Annotated in this window: 24 protein-coding genes; 7 read left to right on the forward strand and 17 right to left on the reverse strand. The window is 51.6% G+C overall.

Annotation, left to right across the window (positions count from 1 at the left end; genetic code table 11):
- Nucleotides 1-2: 2 nt before the first annotated feature.
- Entirely contained in the window at nt 3-239 is a 237-nt protein-coding gene (locus FHD02_RS03590) for a DUF1656 domain-containing protein (protein WP_038640388.1), read from the reverse strand.
- A 192-nt stretch (nt 240-431) separates the two neighbouring features.
- Here FHD02_RS03590 and slyA point away from each other — a divergent pair, with 192 nt between their 5' ends.
- Nucleotides 432-872 (forward strand): transcriptional regulator SlyA, encoded by a 441-nt coding sequence (gene slyA / locus FHD02_RS03595; protein ID WP_019076732.1) that lies wholly within the window; start codon nt 432-434, stop codon nt 870-872.
- Between the two features lie 46 nt (nt 873-918).
- Here slyA and slyB read toward each other — a convergent pair whose 3' ends face one another.
- Nucleotides 919-1,386, reverse strand: a complete 468-nt coding sequence (slyB, locus tag FHD02_RS03600; RefSeq protein ID WP_003029175.1) for an outer membrane lipoprotein SlyB — start codon at nt 1,384-1,386, stop codon at nt 919-921.
- 273 nt (nt 1,387-1,659) lie between these two features.
- Between slyB and anmK the strand changes: the two genes are divergently transcribed.
- From anmK to pdxY, 5 genes are all read left to right on the forward strand, one after another.
- Complete coding sequence (gene anmK, locus FHD02_RS03605; protein WP_042308634.1) at nt 1,660-2,781, forward strand: anhydro-N-acetylmuramic acid kinase; 1,122 nt, start codon at nt 1,660-1,662, stop codon at nt 2,779-2,781.
- 93 nt (nt 2,782-2,874) lie between these two features.
- On the forward strand, nt 2,875-3,198 hold the full coding sequence (mliC, locus tag FHD02_RS03610) for a C-type lysozyme inhibitor (RefSeq protein WP_042308632.1): 324 nt from the start codon (nt 2,875-2,877) through the stop codon (nt 3,196-3,198).
- Between the two features lie 59 nt (nt 3,199-3,257).
- Nucleotides 3,258-3,914, forward strand: a complete 657-nt coding sequence (gene pdxH / locus FHD02_RS03615; RefSeq protein ID WP_137360098.1) for a pyridoxamine 5'-phosphate oxidase — start codon at nt 3,258-3,260, stop codon at nt 3,912-3,914.
- A gap of 126 nt (nt 3,915-4,040) precedes the next feature.
- Entirely contained in the window at nt 4,041-5,315 is a 1,275-nt protein-coding gene (gene tyrS, locus FHD02_RS03620) for a tyrosine--tRNA ligase (RefSeq protein WP_032939770.1), read from the forward strand.
- Between the two features lie 64 nt (nt 5,316-5,379).
- The gene (gene pdxY, locus FHD02_RS03625) at nt 5,380-6,240 is read left to right on the forward strand and encodes a pyridoxal kinase PdxY (protein ID WP_220393582.1); all 861 of its coding nucleotides are present in this window, start codon (nt 5,380-5,382) and stop codon (nt 6,238-6,240) included.
- Nucleotides 6,241-6,313: 73 nt separating this feature from the next.
- Here the strand turns inward: pdxY and gstA are convergent, their stop codons facing one another.
- The 12 genes from gstA to blr all read right to left on the reverse strand — a co-directional run bounded on the left by gstA (nt 6,314) and on the right by blr (nt 16,667).
- Nucleotides 6,314-6,919 (reverse strand): glutathione transferase GstA, encoded by a 606-nt coding sequence (gene gstA / locus FHD02_RS03630; RefSeq protein WP_137370548.1) that lies wholly within the window; start codon nt 6,917-6,919, stop codon nt 6,314-6,316.
- A gap of 104 nt (nt 6,920-7,023) precedes the next feature.
- Complete coding sequence (gene dtpA, locus FHD02_RS03635; RefSeq protein WP_137370549.1) at nt 7,024-8,529, reverse strand: dipeptide/tripeptide permease DtpA; 1,506 nt, start codon at nt 8,527-8,529, stop codon at nt 7,024-7,026.
- A 613-nt stretch (nt 8,530-9,142) separates the two neighbouring features.
- The gene (gene nth / locus FHD02_RS03640) at nt 9,143-9,778 is read right to left on the reverse strand and encodes an endonuclease III (RefSeq protein WP_038640407.1); all 636 of its coding nucleotides are present in this window, start codon (nt 9,776-9,778) and stop codon (nt 9,143-9,145) included.
- A complete protein-coding gene (locus tag FHD02_RS03645) occupies nt 9,778-10,470 on the reverse strand; it encodes an electron transport complex subunit E (RefSeq protein ID WP_137370550.1) in 693 nt (230 codons plus the stop codon). Before FHD02_RS03645 ends, nth begins: the two co-directional genes overlap by 1 nt.
- 3 nt (nt 10,471-10,473) lie before the next feature.
- Nucleotides 10,474-11,094 carry an electron transport complex subunit RsxG gene (gene rsxG, locus FHD02_RS03650; RefSeq protein ID WP_061381400.1) on the reverse strand — a complete coding sequence of 207 codons (621 nt, stop codon included), beginning with the start codon at nt 11,092-11,094 and terminating at the stop codon, nt 10,474-10,476.
- 9 nt (nt 11,095-11,103) lie between these two features.
- Nucleotides 11,104-12,156: an electron transport complex subunit RsxD gene (gene rsxD, locus FHD02_RS03655; protein ID WP_137370551.1), complete on the reverse strand. Its 1,053-nt coding sequence runs from the start codon at nt 12,154-12,156 to the stop codon at nt 11,104-11,106.
- Nucleotides 12,157-14,274 carry an electron transport complex subunit RsxC gene (rsxC, locus tag FHD02_RS03660; RefSeq protein WP_220393583.1) on the reverse strand — a complete coding sequence of 706 codons (2,118 nt, stop codon included), beginning with the start codon at nt 14,272-14,274 and terminating at the stop codon, nt 12,157-12,159.
- Complete coding sequence (rsxB, locus tag FHD02_RS03665; protein ID WP_032943340.1) at nt 14,267-14,845, reverse strand: electron transport complex subunit RsxB; 579 nt, start codon at nt 14,843-14,845, stop codon at nt 14,267-14,269. The genes rsxC and rsxB overlap by 8 nt, the downstream gene beginning before the upstream one ends.
- Nucleotides 14,845-15,426: an electron transport complex subunit RsxA gene (rsxA, locus tag FHD02_RS03670; RefSeq protein WP_003029144.1), complete on the reverse strand. Its 582-nt coding sequence runs from the start codon at nt 15,424-15,426 to the stop codon at nt 14,845-14,847. Before rsxA ends, rsxB begins: the two co-directional genes overlap by 1 nt.
- Nucleotides 15,427-15,502: 76 nt before the next feature.
- The gene (locus FHD02_RS03675) at nt 15,503-15,943 is read right to left on the reverse strand and encodes a DUF2569 domain-containing protein (RefSeq protein WP_220393584.1); all 441 of its coding nucleotides are present in this window, start codon (nt 15,941-15,943) and stop codon (nt 15,503-15,505) included.
- Nucleotides 15,944-16,034: 91 nt separating this feature from the next.
- Nucleotides 16,035-16,250 (reverse strand): transcription modulator YdgT, encoded by a 216-nt coding sequence (ydgT, locus tag FHD02_RS03680; RefSeq protein WP_008784684.1) that lies wholly within the window; start codon nt 16,248-16,250, stop codon nt 16,035-16,037.
- A gap of 291 nt (nt 16,251-16,541) precedes the next feature.
- Nucleotides 16,542-16,667, reverse strand: a complete 126-nt coding sequence (gene blr, locus FHD02_RS03685) for a division septum protein Blr (protein ID WP_038643149.1) — start codon at nt 16,665-16,667, stop codon at nt 16,542-16,544.
- A gap of 240 nt (nt 16,668-16,907) precedes the next feature.
- Between blr and FHD02_RS03690 the strand changes: the two genes are divergently transcribed.
- A complete protein-coding gene (locus FHD02_RS03690) occupies nt 16,908-17,948 on the forward strand; it encodes an oxidoreductase (RefSeq protein WP_042308603.1) in 1,041 nt (346 codons plus the stop codon).
- A 76-nt stretch (nt 17,949-18,024) separates the two neighbouring features.
- On the opposite strand, the gene add is transcribed toward FHD02_RS03690, so the two are convergent.
- From add to FHD02_RS03705, 3 genes are all read right to left on the reverse strand, one after another.
- A complete protein-coding gene (gene add, locus FHD02_RS03695; RefSeq protein ID WP_042308602.1) occupies nt 18,025-19,026 on the reverse strand; it encodes an adenosine deaminase in 1,002 nt (333 codons plus the stop codon).
- A 161-nt stretch (nt 19,027-19,187) separates the two neighbouring features.
- Nucleotides 19,188-20,198 (reverse strand): cytochrome d ubiquinol oxidase subunit II, encoded by a 1,011-nt coding sequence (gene cydB / locus FHD02_RS03700; RefSeq protein ID WP_220393585.1) that lies wholly within the window; start codon nt 20,196-20,198, stop codon nt 19,188-19,190.
- Nucleotides 20,198-21,604, reverse strand: a complete 1,407-nt coding sequence (locus FHD02_RS03705) for a cytochrome ubiquinol oxidase subunit I (protein WP_220393586.1) — start codon at nt 21,602-21,604, stop codon at nt 20,198-20,200. The genes cydB and FHD02_RS03705 overlap by 1 nt, the downstream gene beginning before the upstream one ends.
- Nucleotides 21,605-21,631 lie beyond the last annotated feature (27 nt).

Genomic DNA, 21,631 nt, shown 5'->3' on the forward strand with positions numbered 1-21,631 from the left:
AATCACCACACAATCAGCATAACAAAGGCCAGACCTACGCTAAGCGTAAAGAGAGACAGATCCATCAACAGGGGATGCCAGATCTCACCGGAATAAATCCAGTCGCGCAGCAGGCGATGAACAACCAACCAGAGAATAAACCCTGCGACAAACGCCTTGAAAATGGGAGGGAAGTAGACAGATGCACCGATCATTAAATCTTGTAGGGGCAATCCTGTTGCATTAAACATAAACTTCACGGGCAAAATCCTTGACGGAAGAGAGCATTGCTATAGGTTTAGCAAAAAAGAGACGATGAGTCTCTGTAACACATAATGTCTGAAAAAATGTCAACCGGTAAGCAAATTTGGCAATACATTTGTTTTGAGAATACAAATGCTGCACACTATTCTAAAATCAGCACAATAACTTAGCAAGCTAATTATAAGGAGATGAAATTGGAATCGCCATTAGGTTCTGATCTGGCACGGTTGGTGCGCATTTGGCGTGCTCTGATTGACCATCGCCTGAAACCTCTGGAGTTGACGCAGACGCATTGGGTTACGCTGCACAACATTCATCAGTTGCCGCCGGATCAATCGCAGATCCAACTGGCTAAAGCGATTGGCATCGAACAGCCTTCGCTGGTACGTACGCTCGACCAGTTGGAAGAAAAGGGACTCATTTCACGACAGACTTGCGCCAGCGATCGTCGGGCAAAGAGAATTAAACTGACTGAGAAAGCCGAGCCACTGATCGCAGACATGGAAGCGGTTATCAACAAGACACGTGGAGAGATTCTGGAAGGGATTTCAGCTGAGGAAATTGATCTGCTGATTAAACTGGTCGCCAGACTGGAACACAATATTATTGAACTGCAGTCGCAGGGCTGAGACGAGAGATAACGTGTGGCCAGCGCCTGACCACACGTAAATTCGATTAACGTGGAGACACGGTAACCTGGCTGCCGTTGTTCGCCATAACAACGCGCTGACCAGCAGAGAATTTGGTCGCGCCCTGCTTCTGAACCACCATGATGGTATTACCATCATCCTTACGGATTTCCAGTTCGACACCCTGGGTTTTATTCATCGCGCCTTGTACGCCCTGACCCGCGACGCCACCGGCAACTGCGCCTGCAGCCGTTGCTAATGAACGACCCGTACCGCCGCCGACGGTGTTACCCAGGAACCCGCCGAGCACCGCACCGCCGATAGCACCAATTACGTTTGCGTCATCGCCACCCTGGATTTGCACCGGACGAACATGAACAATCGTACCGTAGGTAACGTTCTGAACTTGTTTCGCTTCGGATGCGGTATATACGTCGCCTGAAAGGCTATCATTGTTCACGCAGCCCGCCAAAGATACGCCCATTAATGAAACAATCAGCACACGTTTAATCATTTATAAATCTCCTTTATCACCACGGAACGCTAATAAAGCCCCATCATGGTTAAATTATATGGCATTTGTGAGCCTGAGGTCACATGTGCCACTGGCACAATATGAAAATCTTAACCGAAATCGGATCAACCGAGTATAAACGAATCATTCATATAATTGATGTAATTAAGCGACCATTGACATGATTTCCTCTCAAAAATCATTCAGGAAGCATGGCATTAGTCTGCACTTTATGGTTGAGTGTCAAGGCTAATTTGCTTAAAAGGATGACGTATGAAATCGGGCCGTTTTATCGGTGTTATGTCTGGAACCAGCCTTGATGGCGTCGATGTTGTGCTGGCGACAATAGATGAAACGATGGTTGCACAGCAGGCGAGTCTGACCTGGCCTATCCCCATTCATGTAAAACAGGCGATTCTTGATATCTGCCAGGGGCAGCAGCTTACGCTTTCTCAGTTTGGACAACTGGACGCGCAACTGGGTTATCTTTTTGCCGAGGCGGTAAATGCGCTGCTGGCGAAGGAAAAATTGAAACCGCAGGATATCGTAGCGATTGGTTGCCACGGACAAACCGTGTGGCATGAACCGAACGGCGCTGCGCCGCACACGCTACAAATTGGGGATAACAATCAGATTGTCGCGCGTACCGGAATAACCGTCGTCGGCGATTTTCGTCGGCGTGATATCGCGCTCGGTGGGCAGGGCGCGCCGTTAGTTCCTGCGTTTCATCAGGCACTGTTGGCCCATCCTACGGAACGGCGGATGGTGCTGAACATCGGCGGAATTGCCAATTTATCTCTGCTTATTCCGCAACAACCCGTTCGCGGATACGACACCGGGCCGGGCAATATGCTGATGGATGCCTGGGTCTGGCGACAATGCGGCCAACCCTACGACAAAGATGCACAGTGGGCCATTTCAGGAACGGTGGTCCTGCCGTTACTGCAAAACATGCTTAACGACCCTTATTTTTCCGCGCCAGCGCCCAAAAGCACAGGCCGTGAGTATTTCAATTACGGCTGGATAGAGCGTCATCTGGCGCAGTTCCCGGGAATTAGCCCACGAGATGTACAGGCGACGCTTGCCGAACTGACGGCAGTCACCATTTCAGAGCAGGTCTTGTTAAGCGGCGGCTGTGATCGACTCATGGTATGTGGCGGTGGAAGTCGTAATCCGCTGCTGATGATGCGTCTGGCAGCATTATTACCAGGTACCGAAGTCACCTCTACCGATGACGCCGGGATTAGCGGCGACGATATGGAAGCGTTAGCCTTTGCCTGGCTGGCGTGGCGAACGCTGGCCGGATTACCGGGAAATTTACCTTCTGTGACCGGCGCGTCAGAGCCGAGCGTGTTAGGGGCGATTTATCCTGCCAATCCACGAACTCAGAGTTAACTGAAATTATTCAGCGCGGTATGCCGGTAAACTAGGGATATTAGGGAGGGTGCCATTACCCTCCAGGACCAGGAAAGTCTTCAGGATAGGGCTATGAAAAAACTGTTGTTAGTATGTCTGCCGGTACTGCTTAGCGGGTGCAGCGTGTACAACCAATTTGTTGAACGTATGCAAACCGACACGCTCGAATACCGTTGTGACGAAAAACCGCTTACCGTGAAGCTGAACAATACGCGCCAGGAAGTGAACTTTGTTTATGATAATCAGCTATTGAACCTCAAACAGGGCATCTCGGCATCGGGGGCGCGCTATACGGATGGTATCTACGTCTTCTGGTCTAAAGGCGACGAGGCAACGGTCTATAAACGAGACAGAATTGTGCTAAATAACTGTCAGTTACAGAACCCGAAGCGTTGAGATTTTCACCTGGGCGGCGCACAATAGCGTCACCCATTGACAATCCGTAGCCTAACATCATGTCTGACAACGACGAATTGCAGCAAATCGCGCATCTGCGCCGTGAATACACGAAAGGCGGTCTTCGCCGCCATGATCTTCCCGCCGAACCCCTTGCGCTGTTTGAGCGTTGGCTGGGGCAAGCTTGCGATGCCAAACTGGCAGACCCTACTGCTATGGTTGTTGCGACCGTCGATGAAAATGGTCAGCCGTATCAGCGCATCGTGTTGCTCAAACATTATGATGACAAAGGGCTGGTTTTCTATACCAACCTCGGTAGCCGCAAGGCACATCAAATCGAGAATAACCCTCGTATCAGCCTGTTGTTCCCATGGCATACCCTGGAACGGCAGGTGATGGTGATCGGTAAGGCTGAGCGTCTTTCCACGCTTGAGGTGGTGAAGTACTTCCACAGTCGCCCACGCGACAGCCAGATTGGCGCCTGGGTATCTAAACAGTCCAGCCGGATCTCCGCTCGCGGCATACTTGAAAGCAAATTCCTTGAGCTGAAGCAGAAGTTTCAGCAAGGGGAAGTTCCGTTGCCCAGTTTCTGGGGCGGCTTTCGCGTGAGTATTGAACAAATGGAGTTTTGGCAGGGCGGCGAAAATCGTCTGCACGATCGTTTTTTATACCAACGTGAAGATAACGCGTGGAAAATTGATCGTCTGGCCCCCTAAAGATGCAAAATTCTTGTTTTAAGCGCTGGTGCTGATCAATCCGGCGCTTTATTCTATGTTTCTTTCGCATCAGGCGAAAAGTCGTGTACCGGCAAAGGTGCAGTCGTTTTATACATGGAGATTTTGATGGCAAGCAGTAACTTGATTAAACAATTGCAAGAGCGGGGGCTGGTGGCCCAGGTGACGGACGAGGAAGCGTTAGCAGAGCGACTGGCGCAAGGCCCGATCGCGCTCTATTGCGGCTTCGATCCTACCGCTGACAGCTTGCATTTGGGGCATCTGGTTCCATTGTTATGCCTGAAACGCTTCCAGCAGGCAGGCCATAAGCCTGTTGCACTGGTAGGTGGCGCGACCGGTCTGATTGGTGACCCGAGCTTTAAAGCTGCCGAGCGTAAACTGAATACCGAAGACACCGTGCAGGAGTGGGTGGATAAAATCCGCAAGCAGGTTGCACCGTTCCTTGATTTCGACTGTGGCGACAACTCGGCGATTGCTGCGAACAACTACGACTGGTTTGGCGGTATGAATGTGCTGACTTTCCTGCGTGATATCGGCAAACACTTCTCTGTTAACCAGATGATCAACAAAGAAGCGGTTAAGCAACGTCTGAACCGTGACGATCAGGGGATCTCCTTTACCGAGTTTTCTTACAATCTGCTGCAGGGCTATGACTTCGCCTGCCTGAATAAACTGCACGGCGTGGCGCTGCAGATTGGTGGTTCTGACCAGTGGGGTAACATTACCTCCGGTATCGATTTGACCCGTCGTCTGCACCAGAATCAGGTATTTGGTTTGACTGTTCCGCTGATCACCAAAGCGGATGGCACCAAATTCGGTAAAACTGAAGGCGGCGCAGTGTGGCTGGATCCGAAGAAAACCAGTCCGTACAAATTCTACCAGTTCTGGATCAACACCGCCGATGCGGACGTTTATCGCTTCCTGAAATTCTTCACGTTCATGGATATTGAAGAGATCAATGCGCTGGAAGAAGAAGATAAGAATAGTGGTAAAGCACCGCGTGCCCAGTATGTTCTGGCTGAGCAGGTCACGCGTCTGGTTCACGGTGAAGAAGGTCTGGTTGCGGCAAAACGCATTACTGAAAGCTTGTTCAACGGCAACCTGAGCGATTTGAGCGAAGCGGATTTCGAACAGCTGGCGCAGGATGGCGTGCCGATGATTGAGATGGAGAAAGGTGCGGATCTGATGCAGGCGCTGGTGGATTCCGAACTGCAACCGTCTCGCGGTCAGGCGCGTAAGACCATTGCGTCTAACGCGGTGACCATCAACGGTGAGAAGCAATCCGATCCGGAATATTTCTTCCAGGAGAGTGATATCCTCTTCGGGCGCTACACCTTACTGCGCCGTGGCAAGAAGAACTATTGTCTGATTTGCTGGAAGTAAGATTTAGTTAGCAGGGGCGTGGGAAACTACGCCCCTTTATTTTTTCAGGGTTGTGATAAATAAAATGAAAAATATCCTCGCCATCCAGTCTCACGTTGTTTTTGGTCATGCGGGCAACAGCGCGGCAGAATTTCCGATGCGTCGTCTTGGCGCAAATGTCTGGCCGCTGAATACCGTGCAGTTTTCTAACCACACGCAGTACGGCAAATGGACCGGTTGCGTTATGCCCCCGACTCATCTGACTGAAATCGTGCAGGGTATTGCCGATATCGATAAACTCCAGACCTGTGATGCAGTACTGAGCGGCTATCTTGGCTCGGCAGAACAGGGTGAGCATATTCTGGGTATTGTGCGCCAGGTGAAAGCGGCCAATCCGCGGGCAAAATACTTTTGTGACCCCGTGATGGGGCATCCGGAGAAAGGGTGTATCGTCGCGCCGGGCGTGGCGGAATTTCATGTGCGTCATGCGCTTCCCGCCAGCGACATTATTGCCCCGAACCTGGTTGAACTTGAAATTCTGTGCGAACATGCGGTTCACAATGTGACTGAAGCGGTGATGGCTGCCCGTGAGCTGATCGCCCAGGGGCCAGAAATTGTGCTGGTGAAGCATCTGGCCCGCACAGGTATTAGCACCGATCGTTTCGAGATGCTGTTGGTCACTGCGGAACAGGCGTGGCATATCAGCCGCCCATTAGTCGATTTTGGCGCGCGTCAGCCGGTTGGCGTGGGTGACGTTACCAGCGGCTTGTTGCTGGTGAAACTGCTCCAGGGCGCGTCTTTACAGCAGGCGCTTGAGCATGTGACTGCGGCAGTATATGAAGTGATGATCGCCACCAAAGAAATGCATGAGTATGAGTTGCAGGTGGTGGCCGCTCAGGATCGTATCGCGAAGCCTGAACACTACTTTAGCGCGACGCAGTTGTAATCAATGCCCGATGGCGCTCACGCTTATCGGGTATACAGGCCGGGTAACCGCAAGCGCTACCCGGCAACACCAATTAATTCAACCCTTCAGCCTTCAATGCTGCGGCAACCGCCGGGCGTTCAGCCATACGCGCCATATACGCCTCGATATGGCTTAATCCTGCCATATTCAGCTTAACCGCATAAGCCCAACGCAGCACGGTGAACAGATAAGCGTCTGCAATGCTGAAGCGTGGGCCGCAGATCCATTGCTCATCTTTCAGCGATTCATTCACGTACTGCATTTTTTTCTCCAGCTGTGCGCGAACGGTTGGCTTGAAGTCTTCCGGTGTATCAGGACGGAACAGTGGGGTAAAACCTTTATGCAGTTCTGTCGCAATGTAATTAAGCCATTCGATGGTTTTGTAACGGGATAGGCTGCTGGTAGGGGCGAGGAGCTGGCGGTCTGGCACTGTGTCCGCCAGGTATTGCATGATGGCGACGCCTTCGGTTAGTAATGTACCGTCGTCCAGCAGCAGCGCGGGAACTTGTCCTTTTGGGTTTACCGCGAAAAAATCATCGCCGTTTTCCAGACGTTTCTTCATCAAATCGACACCATCCAGCGTGAAATCTTTACCGCTCTCACGAAGTGTGATGTGGGAAGCGAGAGAACAAGCGCCCGGTTTGTAGAACAGTTTCATCGGTAACTCCTTTTGGCTGAGGTTTATCGTATGGTAGTGCTACCTCTGGCAAAAAAAAAGCCGCTAACAACAGTTAGCGGCCTGAAAATGAGTTTCCCTGAGAATTACGCTGTTGCGGCCTTAGAGGCTTTCTCATTAGCGTCATCGTCCTGAGTCATACGATTCAGTTTCGGCGCCGTCAGCAGCATCAGAACAGCGATAACCGCCGTTGCAACACCAATTTGCAGGAACACACGACCGTAGACTTCCAGAGACATCAGCGGGTCAGTCACGTTTTCTGGAACTGCCATCATGTTGGCGACGTAACCGCCGATGATGTTTGCACCGGCAGTGGTCAGGAACCAGCTACCCATGATGAAGCCCATCAGACGTTGCGGAACCAGCTGCGCCACCATGGCCAGACCCAGACCGGAAATCATCAGCTCACCGATACTTTGCAGACCGTAGCAAATGATCAGCCAGTTAACGGAAACGATGCCCGCATCGGTGGCGAATTTCGCACCCAGCGGCAGGATCAGGAACGCACCGGAGCACAGCACCATACCAATCGCGAACTTGGTCGGCATCGGCAGCGTATCACCCATCTTGTTATAGATAGCGGCGAGGATTGGGCTACCAATGATGATCCAGAACGGGTTCAGCGCCTGGTACTGCTCAGGTTCAAAAGCAATACCCAGAATAGAGTGTTCAACGTTACGAATCGCGAAGAAGTTCAGTGAGGTCGGCATCTGGCTGTACAGCACGAAGAAGATAATCGCTTCCAGCATCAGAATGAAGGCGACGATCATTTTACGACGCGCAGCACCGTGCATGGTGAAGGCTTCTTTACCGAAGATAAATACGATACCAATGGCAATCACACCCAGAACCATACGGGCGATTTGCTGGTTGTGCAGCAGCCAGGTCGCAATCGCGATCAGAACCACAACGCCAACGATGGTCAGCAACAGGTTACGGAAGTTGATCGGCTCAAAGTCAGGTTTAGAACCGTACTGTTTAACCCAGCGCTGACAGAATGCGAAGTTAACCACGGTGATCAGCATACCTACGACGCTCAGCGCGAACGCGGTGCTCCAGCCGTAACGCGCAGCTAACCATGGCGTTGCCAGCATAGAGAAGAATGAACCGATGTTGACGGACATGTAGTACATGGTAAATGCACCATCAAGACGCGGGTCATCTTTTGCATAGCAGGTAGAGAGCAGAGAGGATGGGTTGGCTTTAAACAGGCCGTTACCGACCGCGATGGCCGCCATGCCCATATAAACAATACCAGCATCGTGACCGGACCATGCAACCAGCGCATAACCGATGGCCAGAACAATGGCGCCCAGCATAATGACACGTTTTGTTCCCAGAACTTTATCGCCTAACCAGCCGCCGATGGCAACCAGACCATACACCAGTGCGCTAAAGGACGAGAAAAGGGTGATGGAATCCGCTTCTGACATACCCAGTTGCTTAACCAGGTAGACGGCCATAATCCCTTGCAGGCCGTAATAACCAAAACGTTCCCACAGCTCTATCGAGAAAATGAGATAGAACGCTTTCGGTTGTTTGAAGGCGTTTAAACTAACGCTTTCTGTTGGTTTATTGTTTGCAGTAGACACTTTTACCTCTTTTTTTACATCCCATATCAACGGGGGTGTTCAGGTACGTGATGAATCAAGTTCATCCGTCCGATTGTTATAGTGGGAGGGGAAACGGCAAGTAATGTTCACTATCTTGACCATTCAGACAAGTGGTTTGTAATAATCTGTTACATATATCCTGGGTGGTGAAATCATCGGTACAGAGAAATGTTATCTAGCGTTAAATTTCTTCATTTGAAAAATCGCAGATTTTTACACTGTTTAAGTAACCCAAAAACCGCAATGCGGCGATATGTTCTGCTATTTACGGTTGAATCCAGTGATATAGGCCATTATCTGAAAAATAGCCAGTGTAATGTTTTGTTTAGAAACTGTTCGGTAAGGTCATCTGATTGTCACTTTAACTAAAAAATAAAAATTATTTAACATAGTGTTGTCTGAGTGATCTGCATCACGTATAGATAGAAATTTCTATTACTAAAAAAACGATTAACCTGCTCAGGTGTTTATACGCAAGAATAATGCGTTAGATATGCGCAGTTGAATGGCATCATCGACGGGAAAAAATTGTTTAGGGAGTGCATAACTAATCGTTATGTGTCAAAGGGGCAAAGAGAACGCCCCATCAGTATCAGATATCAACTTTCTCTTTGAATTCGCAGAGATCTTCGATGATGCAAGAACCGCAGCGCGGTTTTCTCGCAATACAGGTGTAGCGGCCATGAAGGATTAACCAGTGATGGCAATCGACTTTAAATTCACTCGGTACGACTTTCAGTAATTTTTCCTCTACCTGCTCGACGTTTTTGCCTGGCGCAAATTGCGTGCGATTACAGACGCGAAAAATATGGGTATCTACCGCAATGGTAGGCCAGCCAAAGGCGGTATTTAACACTACATTGGCTGTTTTTCGCCCAACACCGGGCAGGGCTTCTAATGCGGCCCGGTCTTCTGGCACTTCACCATTATGTTTTTCCAGCAGAATGCGGCAGGTTTTGATCACGTTCTCCGCTTTACTGTTGAATAACCCGATTGTTTTGATGTAGGACTTAACCCCGTCTACGCCGAGCTCCAGCATAGCGGCAGGGGTATTGGCGACAGGGTACAGCTTAGCCGTGGCTTTATTGACGCTGACATCGGTGGCCTGCGCGGAGAGCAAGACCGAAATCAGCAGTTCGAACGGCGATGTAAAATTCAGTTCAGTTGTCGGATGCGGATTGTTATCACGCAGGCGTGTCAGTATTTCCAGCCGTTTTGCTTTGTTCATTACACATTCCCTGTTTCACCAAGCGGACTGTCTGCAACAGCCGCTTCGGCACGACGTTTCTTCATTTTCTCATCGATCAGATATTTCACCGCCAGCATCAGGCCCAGGCCAATGAACGCGCCCGGTGGCAGCATAGCCAGCAGAAACGGCGTATCGGTATGGAAGATCTCTACGCGTAATACCTTAGCCCAACTGCCAAGTAAACCGTCTGCGCCATCAAATAGCGTACCGTTACCAATTATTTCACGTAGCGAACCCAGAACAAACATGGCGCCAGTTGCGCCCATACCGATAGAGAAACCATCAAGGGCGGATAATGCCGGGCCTTTTTTAGCCGCGAAGGCTTCAGCACGACCAACAACAATACAGTTAGTCACAATCAGTGGGATAAAGATGCCAAGAGACTGATACAGACCAAAAGCGTAAGCATTAATCAGCATCTGTACCGCACTCACAACGGAAGCGATGATCATGACATAAATTGGAATACGAATTTCAGAGGGCGTCCAGCGACGCAGGGCTGAAATGGTCAGGTTGGTCAGCGTCAGGACGAGCGTAGTCGCCAGTCCCAGGCCTAACGCATTGGTAGCGGTAGAGGTTACCGCCAGCAGCGGGCACATGCCAAGTAACTGCACAAGTGCGGAGTTATTTTTCCATAACCCCTGGACAATGACATCTTTGATTTCGCTCATGGTTTATTCTCCACAGGCGCTAAGTTGAGGGAGTTGTGCAGGCAGTGACTGGGCATACAGCCCCGCACGTTTCACCGCATTAACCACCGCACGAGGTGTAATGGTTGCGCCAGTAAACTGGTCGAAGTCGCCGCCATCTTTCTTCACTGCCCAGTGGGCATCGTTACCCGCGCCGATCGTTTTGCCGCTAAAGTGGGTGATCCAGTCAGACAGACGCAGTTCGATTTTATCGCCCAGCCCCGGTGTTTCATGATGTTCAGTCACACGTGTACCCAATACGGTACCTGTGAAATCCACACCAACCAGCAGTTGAATAGCCCCAGAATAACCATCTGGAGCCGTGGCTTCGAGAATTGCCGCGACAGGCCGATCGTCCTGGCGCGCGATATATACACGGTGAGTCCCTTTACCTAACGCCTGCGCATTCACCAGATAGCAACTCTCAGACAACGCGTTATTGTAGCGATCGCCAGGCAGAACCTGATCAAACAATACTTTTTGTTGCAGCGCCGCTTGTTCATCGATAGTGGATTTGGTTAATTGATTGATTGCCGCGGTTAACCCCGTAGATCCGGCGGCAAACAGCGCCAGAGTAATACCGTGTTTACGAATCGTTTTCAGCATATGTTGTCCTTAGCGATGTCCGTACACGCGAGGGCGGGTGTAATAATCAATCAGGGGAACCGTAATATTTGCCAGCAACACGGCAAAGGCCACACCATCGGGATAGCCACCAAAACTGCGGATTAACCATACTAACAAACCTGCAAGCGCGCCAAAAATCAGGCGACCACGGTTGGTGGTTGATGCCGTAACGGGATCGGTAAGAATAAAGAAAGCGCCGAGCATCGTCGCGCCAGAGAGTAGGTGTAACTGAGGCGATGCCAGCGACTCTGGCGAGAAAATCCAGCCTAAAGTAGCGCAAATAGCGAGCGACAGCAGGAAACTAACCGGGATATGCCAGCGAATCGCTTTTTGCCATAACAGCACAATGCCGCCAGCCAACCAGGCAAGGTTAACCCACTGCCATCCGGCGCCCGCGAGCATGCCGCTGTAAATCGGGTACTGCATTACCTGTTCAATTGTTCGTCCTGCATGCAGAGATGTCTTGAAGGTATCAAGCGGCGTAGCCTGGCTGATACCGTCGATTCCCATACGGAGCGCGTTCATATCACTGCCACCCGCGGTATGTCCGGTAAAGATTACATTCAGAGCGTCAAAGAATCCGGGTACGGTGGCTGCAATTTCCTGCGGCGGCAGCCAGCTTGTCATCTGCACCGGGAATGAGATAAGCAGTACGACGTAGCCAATCATCGCTGGATTGAACGGGTTTTGTCCGAGGCCGCCATACAGCTGTTTTGCAATGATAACGGCAAATACCGTGCCTAATACCACCATCCACCAGGGGGCCAGCGGAGGAATACTCACGGCCAGCAGCAACCCGGTGAGGAGCGCGGAGTTATCTTTTAAAATCGGCGCAATGGGTTGTTTACGCAGTTTAAGTACGACCGCTTCGGCGGCGATAGCGCTAATGGCGGCCAGAACGATCTGCAACAACGTCCCCCAGCCAAAGAACCACAGCTGCGCGACGATCCCCGGCAATGCAGCAAGTAACACCAACATCATGATGCGTGATGTTTGACGCTGGTTATGGGTATAGGGGGAGCTTGCTATTCTGAATACCATTTATTCCTCGTTTACAACCTGCTGCTGTGCGGCTTTTTTAGCTTGGGCGCGTGCGATAGCGGCCGCGACGGCGGCTTTACGTGGGTCAACCGGTTCTGCTGTTTCCGTTACCGTCTGCTGCTCAAGCTTACGGGCTTTGGCGCGGGCGATTGCCGCTTCGACGGCGGCTTTGTGCGGATCCACCGGTTCAGCGGTTTCAGTCACCGGCTGCTGCTCAAGCTTACGGGCTTTGGCGCGGGCGATTGCCGCTTCGACGGCGGCTTTGCGCGGATCCACCGGTTCAGCGGTTTCAGTCACCGTCTGCTGCTCAAGCTTACGGGCCTTGGCGCGGGCGATAGCCGCTTCAACTGCCGCTTTGCGTGGATCCACCGGTTCAGCGGTTTCAGTCACCGGCTGCTGCTCAAGCTTACGGGCTTTGGCGCGGGCGATAGCCGCTTCAACGGCGGCTTTACGCGGATCGATGCTCGCGCTGCTGTCTTCAATTTTGTTTGAATTTTCCGCTCGGGCCGCACGAGCCTGTGCTTTACGCGCCTCGCGAGCGGCAATCACTGCGCTATTGTCAGGTTTTTCGCCAGCCTGAATAACAACCGGTTGCATTGCCTGAGCCTGTTTCTCTTTTACGCGAGCCAACGCGGCGGCGATGGCATCATGATCTTTAGCCGCAGGCTGTACGGCAGCGCTTTTATGGCGTTCAAGACGTGCGGCTTTCTCACGCTCAAGTCGCGCCTGTCGGGCTTCAAAACGTGCTTTGGCTTCCGCGGCGCGTTTTTCTTCCTGGCTAATAGCGTAAATCTCGGCCTTTTCCTGGCGGAAATACTGCACCAGCGGAATGTTGCTCGGGCATACCCATGCACAAGCGCCGCATTCGATGCAGTCTGCGATGTTGTGGGTTGTGGCTTTATCGTGCTGCTGCCCTTTACTAAACCAGTAGAGTTGCTGCGGCAGAAGATCCGCCGGGCAGGCATCAGCGCAGGCGCTACAGCGAATGCAGCCTTTCTCTTCCGGCGTTTCGCCCATTTCACTGGCAGAGGGGGCCAGAAGGCAGTTGGTTATCTTCACCACCGGTACATCCAGCCACGGTAGCGTGAACCCCATCAGCGGCCCGCCCATAATGACCATCTGGTCGGCGGAAGGGCAGAAACCCGCGTCGTTGAGCAGATGACGAACCGGCGTGCCTAATCGCGCCCAGACGTTGCCCGGACGGCTGACGGCTTCGCCTGTAAGTGTCACAACACGCTCGGTAATGGGTTCGCCGTCAATGACCGCACGTTTGATTGCGTAGGCGGTCCCGACGTTTTGCATCAGCACGCCAATATCTGAGGAGCGTCCGCCATGGGGTACCTGTTTGCCGGTCAGAATTTGTGTTAACTGTTTGGCGCCGCCTGACGGGTACTTTGTCGGGATCACGCGTAAGCTGATATCGTGCGAATCGGCCAGCACCGCACGCAGCATGGAAATTGCCTGCGGTTTGTTATCTTCTATTCCCAGCAGGATCTCACGCGGCTGAAGAATGTGCGCGAGGATGCGGATACCTTCGACGACCTGCGCCGCGCAGTCCTGCATCAAGCGGTCATCTGCCGTAATGTACGGCTCACATTCGGCGGCGTTGATGATCAGGGTTTCAATTTTATCACCGCCGCCCTGTAGCTTAACGCCGGTTGGGAAACCTGCTCCGCCCAGGCCAGCGACGCCATACTGATGAATACGTGCAATAAGCTCTTCCCGGCTACGGGAGCGGTAATCGGCCCAGCCATCACGCTCAATCCAGCGGTCTTCGCCATCGGCATCAATGATGACGCTTAGCTCTGCTAATGCCGAAGGATGTGCGGTGGAGTGCGGCGCGATAGCCACAACGGTACCTGACGTTGGCGCATGTACCGGCAACATTTTGCCGCGTCCGATGGTTAACGCCTGGCCACGCAGGACGGTGTCGCCTACGTTGACACACAGTTCTCCCTGCGCGCCTATATGTTGTTTCAGCGGAATAACGAATCGCGGCGCCAGCGGAACCTGTCGCAATGGCGTACCGTTTGACTGGGTCTTCATTTCAGGTGGATGAATGCCGCCATCAAAGTCCCAGATTTTGTTCTTTCTGAATGCAGAGAATAACTTAAACATGTTGTTCCACAGGAATGATGCGCACAGGGATAGTGTTTAAATCCCATTTCCAGCTATCGGGGGTCTCAGCCACCGGGCGTAATTCGATACATTGCGTTGGACATGGGTCAACGCACAAGTTGCAGCCGGTACAGAGATCGCTCATCACTGTGTGCATGGCACGGGTTGCACCCACAATGGCATCGACCGGACAGGCCTGAATGCACTTTGTGCAACCAATACAGTTATTTTCATCAATGACCGCCAGCATACGCACGGGTGTCACATCTTGTTCATCACCATCAATCGGCTGCGGGTCGACGTTCAGCAGGGCAGCGATTTTTAACATCACCGCTTCACCACCGGGCGCGCAACGATTGATTTTTTCCCCCTGCGAGCCGATCGCTTCAGCATAGGGATGACAGCCCGGATAGCCGCACTGCCCACACTGGCTTTGCGGGAGAATTTCATCAATTTTCTCCACGACCGGATCATCCTCAACGGCAAAACGTCGCGAGGCGTAACCCAAAATAGCGCCGAACGCCAGACCCAGCAGACTCACTGCGGCAACGGCAATCCAGATAGCATTCATTACAACTTCACCAAACCACTAAAGCCCATAAAGGCCAATGACATTAAACCGGCGGTAATCAGCGCAATCGCATTACCGCGAAACGGAGCAGGGACGTCTGCCACAGCGAGACGTTCGCGAATAGCGGCAAACAGTACCATTACCAGTGAGAAGCCGACGGCGGCGGAAAAGCCGTATAGCGCCGACTGTAAGAAGTTATGGCCGAGGTTAATATTCAGCAACGCTACCCCCAACACCGCACAGTTTGTGGTGATCAGTGGTAAGAAGATCCCCAACAGGCGGTATAGCGCAGGGCTGGTTTTACGGACCACCATCTCGGTAAATTGCACGACGACGGCGATGACCAGAATAAAAGCCAGCGTGCGCAGATAGATGAGATTGAGCGGAATGAGGATCCAGGTATCAATCAACCATGCGCAAATGGAGGCCAGCGTCATGACAAACGTCGTGGCAAGGCCCATACCCATTGCGGTTTCCAGTTTTTTGGAAACGCCCATAAACGGGCAGAGCCCCAGAAACTTAACCAGTACAAAGTTGTTGACCAGTACAGTTCCGACAAACAGCAGCAGGTAATCAGTCATTTTTCGGCCTGAAATAAAAAAGCCGCCTATTATCTGACAATCTACAACAGGCGACAACAGGTTAACTGTAGGGTTATTACGGGTTCACAAACGTCGACTTAACGCGCTGTGAGCGCTTGAAATAGGGCACCAGCAGTGCTGCTGCTAACAAAGGGAACAGCAGTTGGCGCACGGCAAAGGCGTCCGGGACGGGTGAAAAAGCAAACGCTTTAATCGCCAGCAACACGGAGATCAGCAGCCATAAAATATAGTGCTTCGGCACGCAGGATCTGCGTTTGAAAAACGCAATCGTCAGCCATAACGTGTAATACCACATGGCGATAGCCGTAATAAAAGAGACGCCCCATAACGACAAATTGGTCGTACTTTGCTCACCGAGCGTTTGGAAGGTTTGCGGTGTGGCTAGCGCAGTGACGTAAAGTAACAACGCCAGCGAAGCACTCAACAACGCAACTAACAGCCAGGCCAATGGCCCAAGTAGCCAGCCTCCGATACGTTGTGCCGGTGTGGTAGTCATCTCTTCTCCAGGTTTACGCGCGCGATCAAACATGCCATTCATTTTGGGGCAATTATTATAAAGCTTTTAACGTTGAGCGCTACTTTCTTCTTTATTGCACGTAATGCCAGACTGATTTAGGTACCTGACCGACGTCAAACAGACGACCGCCGGAGATGAGCTCCGCACGACGGTGGTCTGCTGCACGGTACATATTGATAATGTCGTTATCGTCGGTGAGCGTGTAGTTAAGATGATCGAATAGTTTTTCCAGACTTTCGAGTGAACTAATTTTACGGAATTTTAATAAGTAATCCTGAACAGTCATAAAGAGCGATCCATATATAAAATAATACCAACGGAGTAGTAAATATTAAGAAATAAACAATGTGCACAGGTAAAAGCGGATTTGCGCGCAAATGTAAGAAGAGTATGCATACCTGTGAAAAAGCAGGCGCTATGTACGCCTGCGGCAAGGTTAGCGCGCTTCGCAATCGCAGGCAATACGCGCGGGAGCGGGATGCGGCATAATTCGCTTTTTTTGACAGAATTGGATCTTTTACAGCCGGACCCAGCAATGCGTGAATGTGAACTGCGGGTCGAAAAAGGCTGATGACGCTTATTTTTTCTGCACTGCTGCAATTGGCTCCGGTGGCTGGTAATTGTCAATATGATTGGCAATACCCAGCAGGATCACGGAGACCGCAAGAACAATCCAACCTGCTAACTCAATAAGGCGATTCATTACTGATGACATTTGCTTTGATTTATCCATAAACACAGGCCGCAAATGTTACTAATCTCTCCATAATACAGCAAGAAGATTGGGAACGATTTCTGCCACTTTTTCGCGGCAAATTCGCCTTAAGAAGCATATGTTTGACTTAAGTTAATAAACAACCTTTGTAGCGCAAAGGTTATTAAACTATTGAGACGTTGCAAGGTATGGTGTGAAATAGGTCGGTCTGAATTGAGAGGCAATAACATGAGTGACAACATCCGCGTTGGGCTAATCGGCTATGGTTACGCCAGTAAAACCTTCCATGCCCCCCTGATTGTGGGCACACCGGGCCTGGAACTGGCTGTGGTGTCCAGTAGTGATGAAGCAAAAGTGAAGGCCGACTGGCCTACAGTGACGGTTGTTGCTGAACCGAAGCACCTTTTTAACGATCCTAATATTGACCTGATTGTGATCCCTACCCCAAATGACACGCACTTCCCGTTAGCGAAGGCTGCACTGGAAGCGGGTAAACATGTGGTTGTTGATAAACCTTTCACCGTGACACTGTCACAAGCTCGTGAGCTGGATGCACTTGCGCGTAGTCTGGGACGCGTACTCTCTGTTTTCCATAACCGGCGCTGGGACAGTGATTTTCTGACTTTGAAAGCGTTATTGGCGGATGGTGTTTTGGGCGAAGTTGCCTATTTTGAATCCCACTTCGATCGTTTCCGCCCACAGGTTCGTGACCGTTGGCGTGAACAAGGCGGTCCGGGAAGCGGTATTTGGTATGATTTAGCGCCACATCTTTTGGATCAGGCGATTAATCTGTTTGGTTTGCCGGTCAGTATGACGGTGGATCTGGCGCAACTGCGTCCGGGGGCGCAATCGACAGATTACTTCCATGCCATTCTGACGTATCCGCAGCGTCGTGTGATTTTGCATGGAACCATGCTGGCGGCCGCAGAATCGGCCCGCTATATCGTGCACGGCTCACGTGGGAGCTACGTCAAGTATGGTCTTGATCCACAGGAAGAACGTCTGAAAAATGGTGAGCGTCTGCCTCAGGAAGACTGGGGTTACGACATGCGCGATGGTGTATTGACGCGAGTTGAAGGCGATGAGCGGGTTGAAGAGACCTGGCTGACCGTGCCGGGCAATTACCCGGCATACTATGCAGGCATCCGTGATGCGCTGAACGGTAACGGTGAAAACCCGGTCCCGGCGAGACAAGCGATCCAGATTATGGAGCTGATTGAGCTTGGTATTGAGTCCGCGAAACACCGCTCTACGCTATGCCTTGCCTGATAAGGCAAATGCCGGATGGCGATGCCCTGGCATCTTATCCGGCCCACAATGCAACGCCACGTAGGCCGGATAAGCGTTACGCTGCGGCGACTTTCTCGCGCAGCGTACGTTTCTCTTCGTTACTCAGGAATGCCATTTCCAGACCATTGATTTGTGCCTGGCGGATCTGTTCGCGAGTTAAACCTGCGGCAGGCGCGGCAATAGTGTACTCGTGAATAATATCGACACCCTGAACAGCCGGGTCGTCCGTATTCAGACTGGCCACAACGCCATGTTCAAGGAATGTTTTCAGCGGATGGGTCGCCAGCGCAGCGACGGTGCTGGTCTGAATGTTCGATGTCAGGCAGGATTCAATGCCGATACGATGCTCGGCGAGGTAATCCATCAACGCACGATCTTCGACCGCTTTAACACCATGGCCAATGCGTTCAGCGCCCAATTCTTTTATGGCCTGCCAGATGCTTTCTGGTCCCGCGGCTTCGCCGGCATGCACCGTGATATGCCAGCCTGCATCGCGTGCCTGGTTGAAGTGTGACAGGAACAAACTACCCGGGAAGCCCAGTTCGTCACCGGCCAAATCCAGCGCAGTAATATGATCACGGTGTGCTAACAGCGCATCAAGTTCCTGCAGGCAGGCGGCTTCGCCGAAGGTACGACTCATAATGCCAATTAAACGCGCTTCAACGCCAAAGGCTTTGCAGCCTTCGCGAACGCCTGCAATTACGGCTTCAACCACGCCTGCTACAGGGAGTTGGTGGGCCATTGCCATGTAGCCAGGGGAAAAACGTAGTTCAACATAGTGCAGGCCGTTGCGTGCGGCATCCTCAATATTTTCAAACGCGACGCGGCGGCAGGCGTCCAGCGAGGCCAGAACCTTTACGCCCCAGTCCAGTTTGGATAAAAAGCTGACCAAATCAGGCTCGGTTGACGTCACTTGCACATGAGGAATCAACGTTTCCAGCGTCTGTGCCGGGAGGGTTAAATTAAACTGGCGACCCAGATCGAGGATCGTTTGGGCACGGATGTTACCATCAAGGTGGCGATGGACGTCGGTTAAGGGGAGAGAAGTATCAATCATGGTCGCACTCGTATTTTTAGGTAAAGTGCAGGGCATTATACAACAGAATCATAATTCTCTAAAAACTTTGAATAAAGTGCGCCAACACTTTGTAAAAGTGGAACATTGTGGACATATATTTCAGGTTTTCAATGAGTCAGGCGATCGGTGCGCTATCCTGGTCAATGGTAGCCTTCTCCGTCAGATACTTTGCCGCGAAAGACATAGTAGCTCCATGCTGTATACATCAGAATAACCGGAATAATAATAAGCGTGCCAACCAGCATAAACATCTGGCTTGCAGGGGGAGCCGCTGCATCCCATAAGGTAACATGCGGCGGAATAATATAGGGCCACAGGCTGATACCTAAGCCGCTAAATCCCAGAAAGATCAATCCCAGCGTCAGGATAAAAGGTCGTGCATGGCTGGTGTTGTCGCTGCTCAGACGCCAAATCCACAGGCTGAGTATCGTCACCAGAATGGGGACCGGCACAAACCAGTAGAAATTAGGTAGCGTGAACCAGCGTTCTGCAATGTATTGCCAGCTAAGGGGTGTCCAGATGCTGACAACGGCAATAACCGCCAGCAGAGCGAGCAGAACATGGCGCGTTAATTTACGCATCCGTTCCTGAAGCTCGCCATCGCTTTTCATTATCAGCCAGGTGCTGCCGAGTAACAGATAGGCGGCAACCAGTCCGAGGCCGCAAAATACATTAAATGGGGTCAACCAATCCAATGCCGACCCGGCAAAGCGACGGTCTGCTATATCGAAACCGTTAATCACGGCGCCAACAACGATCCCCTGACTCACGGTCGCCAGCAACGATCCACCGGCAAATGCGTAGTCCCAAAATAGCCGATGCGACGGCGTGGCTTTAAAGCGAAACTCAAACGCCACACCGCGAAAAATCAACCCAATTAGCATCATCGTGAGTGGAATTGCCAGTGCGTCAGCAATCACAGCATAAGCCAGAGGGAAGGCGCCAAAGAGACCGGCCCCACCGAGCACCAGCCAGGTTTCATTCCCGTCCCAGACGGGGGCCACACTGTTCACCATCACATCTCGTTCGCCGGGGGCATGTACAATGCTAAACAACATACCAATGCCCAAATCGAAACCATCCATTACGATGTACATCAGCGTGGCAAAGACAATGATAATAAACCAGATTACGGTGATATCGATGTCCATCAGATTTTCTCCTCTTCATCCGTTACCGGTTCTGCGGCGGAAAGCGGACGCGCAGGGGTGCCATCGGTTTGTGAGGTCAGTTCACTGACCGGCTGAGGACCTTTTTTAATCAGTCTGAATATGTAGTGGTAACCCACGCCAAAGACGGTGCTGTAAACGACGATAAATACCAGCAAACTGATGACCATTTGCGTTGTACTGTGCAACGAAACGGCATCACGGGTGCGCAAAAAGCCGTATACGACCCAGGGCTGGCGGCCAACCTCCGTGGTCACCCAACCAGCCAGTAAGGCCAATAGTCCGGCAGGCCCCATCAAGAGTGCAAACCATTGGAATGGACGGGAATGGTACAGGCGCTTGCGCCAACGTAACCAGACACTGCAGATACCCAGGGCGATCATCAACACGCCCATGCCAACCATGATGCGAAACGACCAAAATACAATCGCGGAGTTGGGGCGATCTTCCTTGGGAAAATCCTTCAGCGCAGGAACCTGCTTGTCCAGACTATGGGTCAGAATCAGACTGCCCAGCGCAGGGATCGCCAGAGCGTATTTGGTGCGCTCTTCCTCCATGTCAGGCATGCCAAACAGCGTCAATGGCGTTGCCTCTCCGGGGATGTTCTCCCAGTGCCCCTCAATGGCCGCTATTTTTGCAGGCTGATGCTCAAGGGTATTGAGGCCATGCATATCTCCAACAACCGCCTGAATAGGGGCGACAATCAGAGCCATCCACAGCGCCATCGAAAACATTTTACGAATGGCAGGAGTATCGTTACCCCGTAGTAAATGCCATGCGGCAGATGCGCCAACGAACATCGCGCTACTCAGAAAAGCAGCAATCGACATATGCAATAAGCGATACGGAAAGGAAGGATTAAATACGATAGCCAGCCAATCCTGGGGAATGACATGCCCATTTTCGAGGCTAAAACCTTGAGGTGTTTGCATCCAACTATTGGAAGCCAGGATCCAGAAGGTAGATAGCAACGTGCCCAGCGCCACCATACAGGTGGTGAAGAAATGCAGCGCTGGAGATACTTTGTTCCAGCCGAATAGCATTACGCCAAGGAAGCCCGCTTCGAGGAAAAAGGCGGTCAGGACTTCATAAAGCAGCAGTGGTCCGGTAATACTGCCGGCAAATTGCGAAAAGCCGCTCCAGTTGGTACCAAACTGATAAGCCATCACCAGGCCGGATACGACACCCATCCCAAAATTGACGGCGAAGATTTGCAGCCAGAAATTATAGAGCGAGCGCCAGAGATTGTTTCGCGTGCGCAGCCACATCCCCTCCAGCACCACCAGATAGCTGGCCAGTCCAATCGTAATCGCGGGAAAAAGAATATGGAAAGAGACAGTGAAGGCGAACTGAAAACGGGCTAAATAAAAAGCGTCAAGTTCAGGCACGGTACAGACCCCATCCGAGGAAGCTCT

This window comes from Citrobacter sp. EC_71 (genome assembly GCF_019584005.1).
In the GTDB taxonomy this organism is placed as follows: Bacteria; Pseudomonadota; Gammaproteobacteria; order Enterobacterales; family Enterobacteriaceae; genus Citrobacter; species Citrobacter werkmanii.

Excerpts from the sequence above, each read along its gene's own strand:
- pdxH (WP_137360098.1), top strand. The coding sequence starts at position 3,258 with ATGTCTGACAACGACGAATTGCAGCAAATCGCGCATCTGCGCCGTGAA.
- nth (WP_038640407.1), bottom strand. The coding sequence starts at position 9,778 with ATGAACAAAGCAAAACGGCTGGAAATACTGACACGCCTGCGTGATAAC.
- gstA (WP_137370548.1), bottom strand. The coding sequence starts at position 6,919 with ATGAAACTGTTCTACAAACCGGGCGCTTGTTCTCTCGCTTCCCACATC.
- blr (WP_038643149.1), bottom strand. The coding sequence starts at position 16,667 with ATGAATCGCCTTATTGAGTTAGCAGGTTGGATTGTTCTTGCGGTCTCC.
- ydgT (WP_008784684.1), bottom strand. The coding sequence starts at position 16,250 with ATGACTGTTCAGGATTACTTATTAAAATTCCGTAAAATTAGTTCACTC.
- FHD02_RS03645 (WP_137370550.1), bottom strand. The coding sequence starts at position 10,470 with ATGAGCGAAATCAAAGATGTCATTGTCCAGGGGTTATGGAAAAATAAC.
- pdxY (WP_220393582.1), top strand. The coding sequence starts at position 5,380 with ATGAAAAATATCCTCGCCATCCAGTCTCACGTTGTTTTTGGTCATGCG.
- FHD02_RS03690 (WP_042308603.1), top strand. The coding sequence starts at position 16,908 with ATGAGTGACAACATCCGCGTTGGGCTAATCGGCTATGGTTACGCCAGT.
- add (WP_042308602.1), bottom strand. The coding sequence starts at position 19,026 with ATGATTGATACTTCTCTCCCCTTAACCGACGTCCATCGCCACCTTGAT.
- rsxD (WP_137370551.1), bottom strand. The coding sequence starts at position 12,156 with ATGGTATTCAGAATAGCAAGCTCCCCCTATACCCATAACCAGCGTCAA.
- FHD02_RS03675 (WP_220393584.1), bottom strand. The coding sequence starts at position 15,943 with ATGACTACCACACCGGCACAACGTATCGGAGGCTGGCTACTTGGGCCA.
- slyA (WP_019076732.1), top strand. The coding sequence starts at position 432 with ATGAAATTGGAATCGCCATTAGGTTCTGATCTGGCACGGTTGGTGCGC.
- mliC (WP_042308632.1), top strand. The coding sequence starts at position 2,875 with ATGAAAAAACTGTTGTTAGTATGTCTGCCGGTACTGCTTAGCGGGTGC.
- anmK (WP_042308634.1), top strand. The coding sequence starts at position 1,660 with ATGAAATCGGGCCGTTTTATCGGTGTTATGTCTGGAACCAGCCTTGAT.
- cydB (WP_220393585.1), bottom strand. The coding sequence starts at position 20,198 with ATGGACATCGATATCACCGTAATCTGGTTTATTATCATTGTCTTTGCC.
- slyB (WP_003029175.1), bottom strand. The coding sequence starts at position 1,386 with ATGATTAAACGTGTGCTGATTGTTTCATTAATGGGCGTATCTTTGGCG.
- rsxG (WP_061381400.1), bottom strand. The coding sequence starts at position 11,094 with ATGCTGAAAACGATTCGTAAACACGGTATTACTCTGGCGCTGTTTGCC.
- rsxA (WP_003029144.1), bottom strand. The coding sequence starts at position 15,426 with ATGACTGATTACCTGCTGCTGTTTGTCGGAACTGTACTGGTCAACAAC.
- tyrS (WP_032939770.1), top strand. The coding sequence starts at position 4,041 with ATGGCAAGCAGTAACTTGATTAAACAATTGCAAGAGCGGGGGCTGGTG.
- rsxB (WP_032943340.1), bottom strand. The coding sequence starts at position 14,845 with ATGAATGCTATCTGGATTGCCGTTGCCGCAGTGAGTCTGCTGGGTCTG.
- rsxC (WP_220393583.1), bottom strand. The coding sequence starts at position 14,274 with ATGTTTAAGTTATTCTCTGCATTCAGAAAGAACAAAATCTGGGACTTT.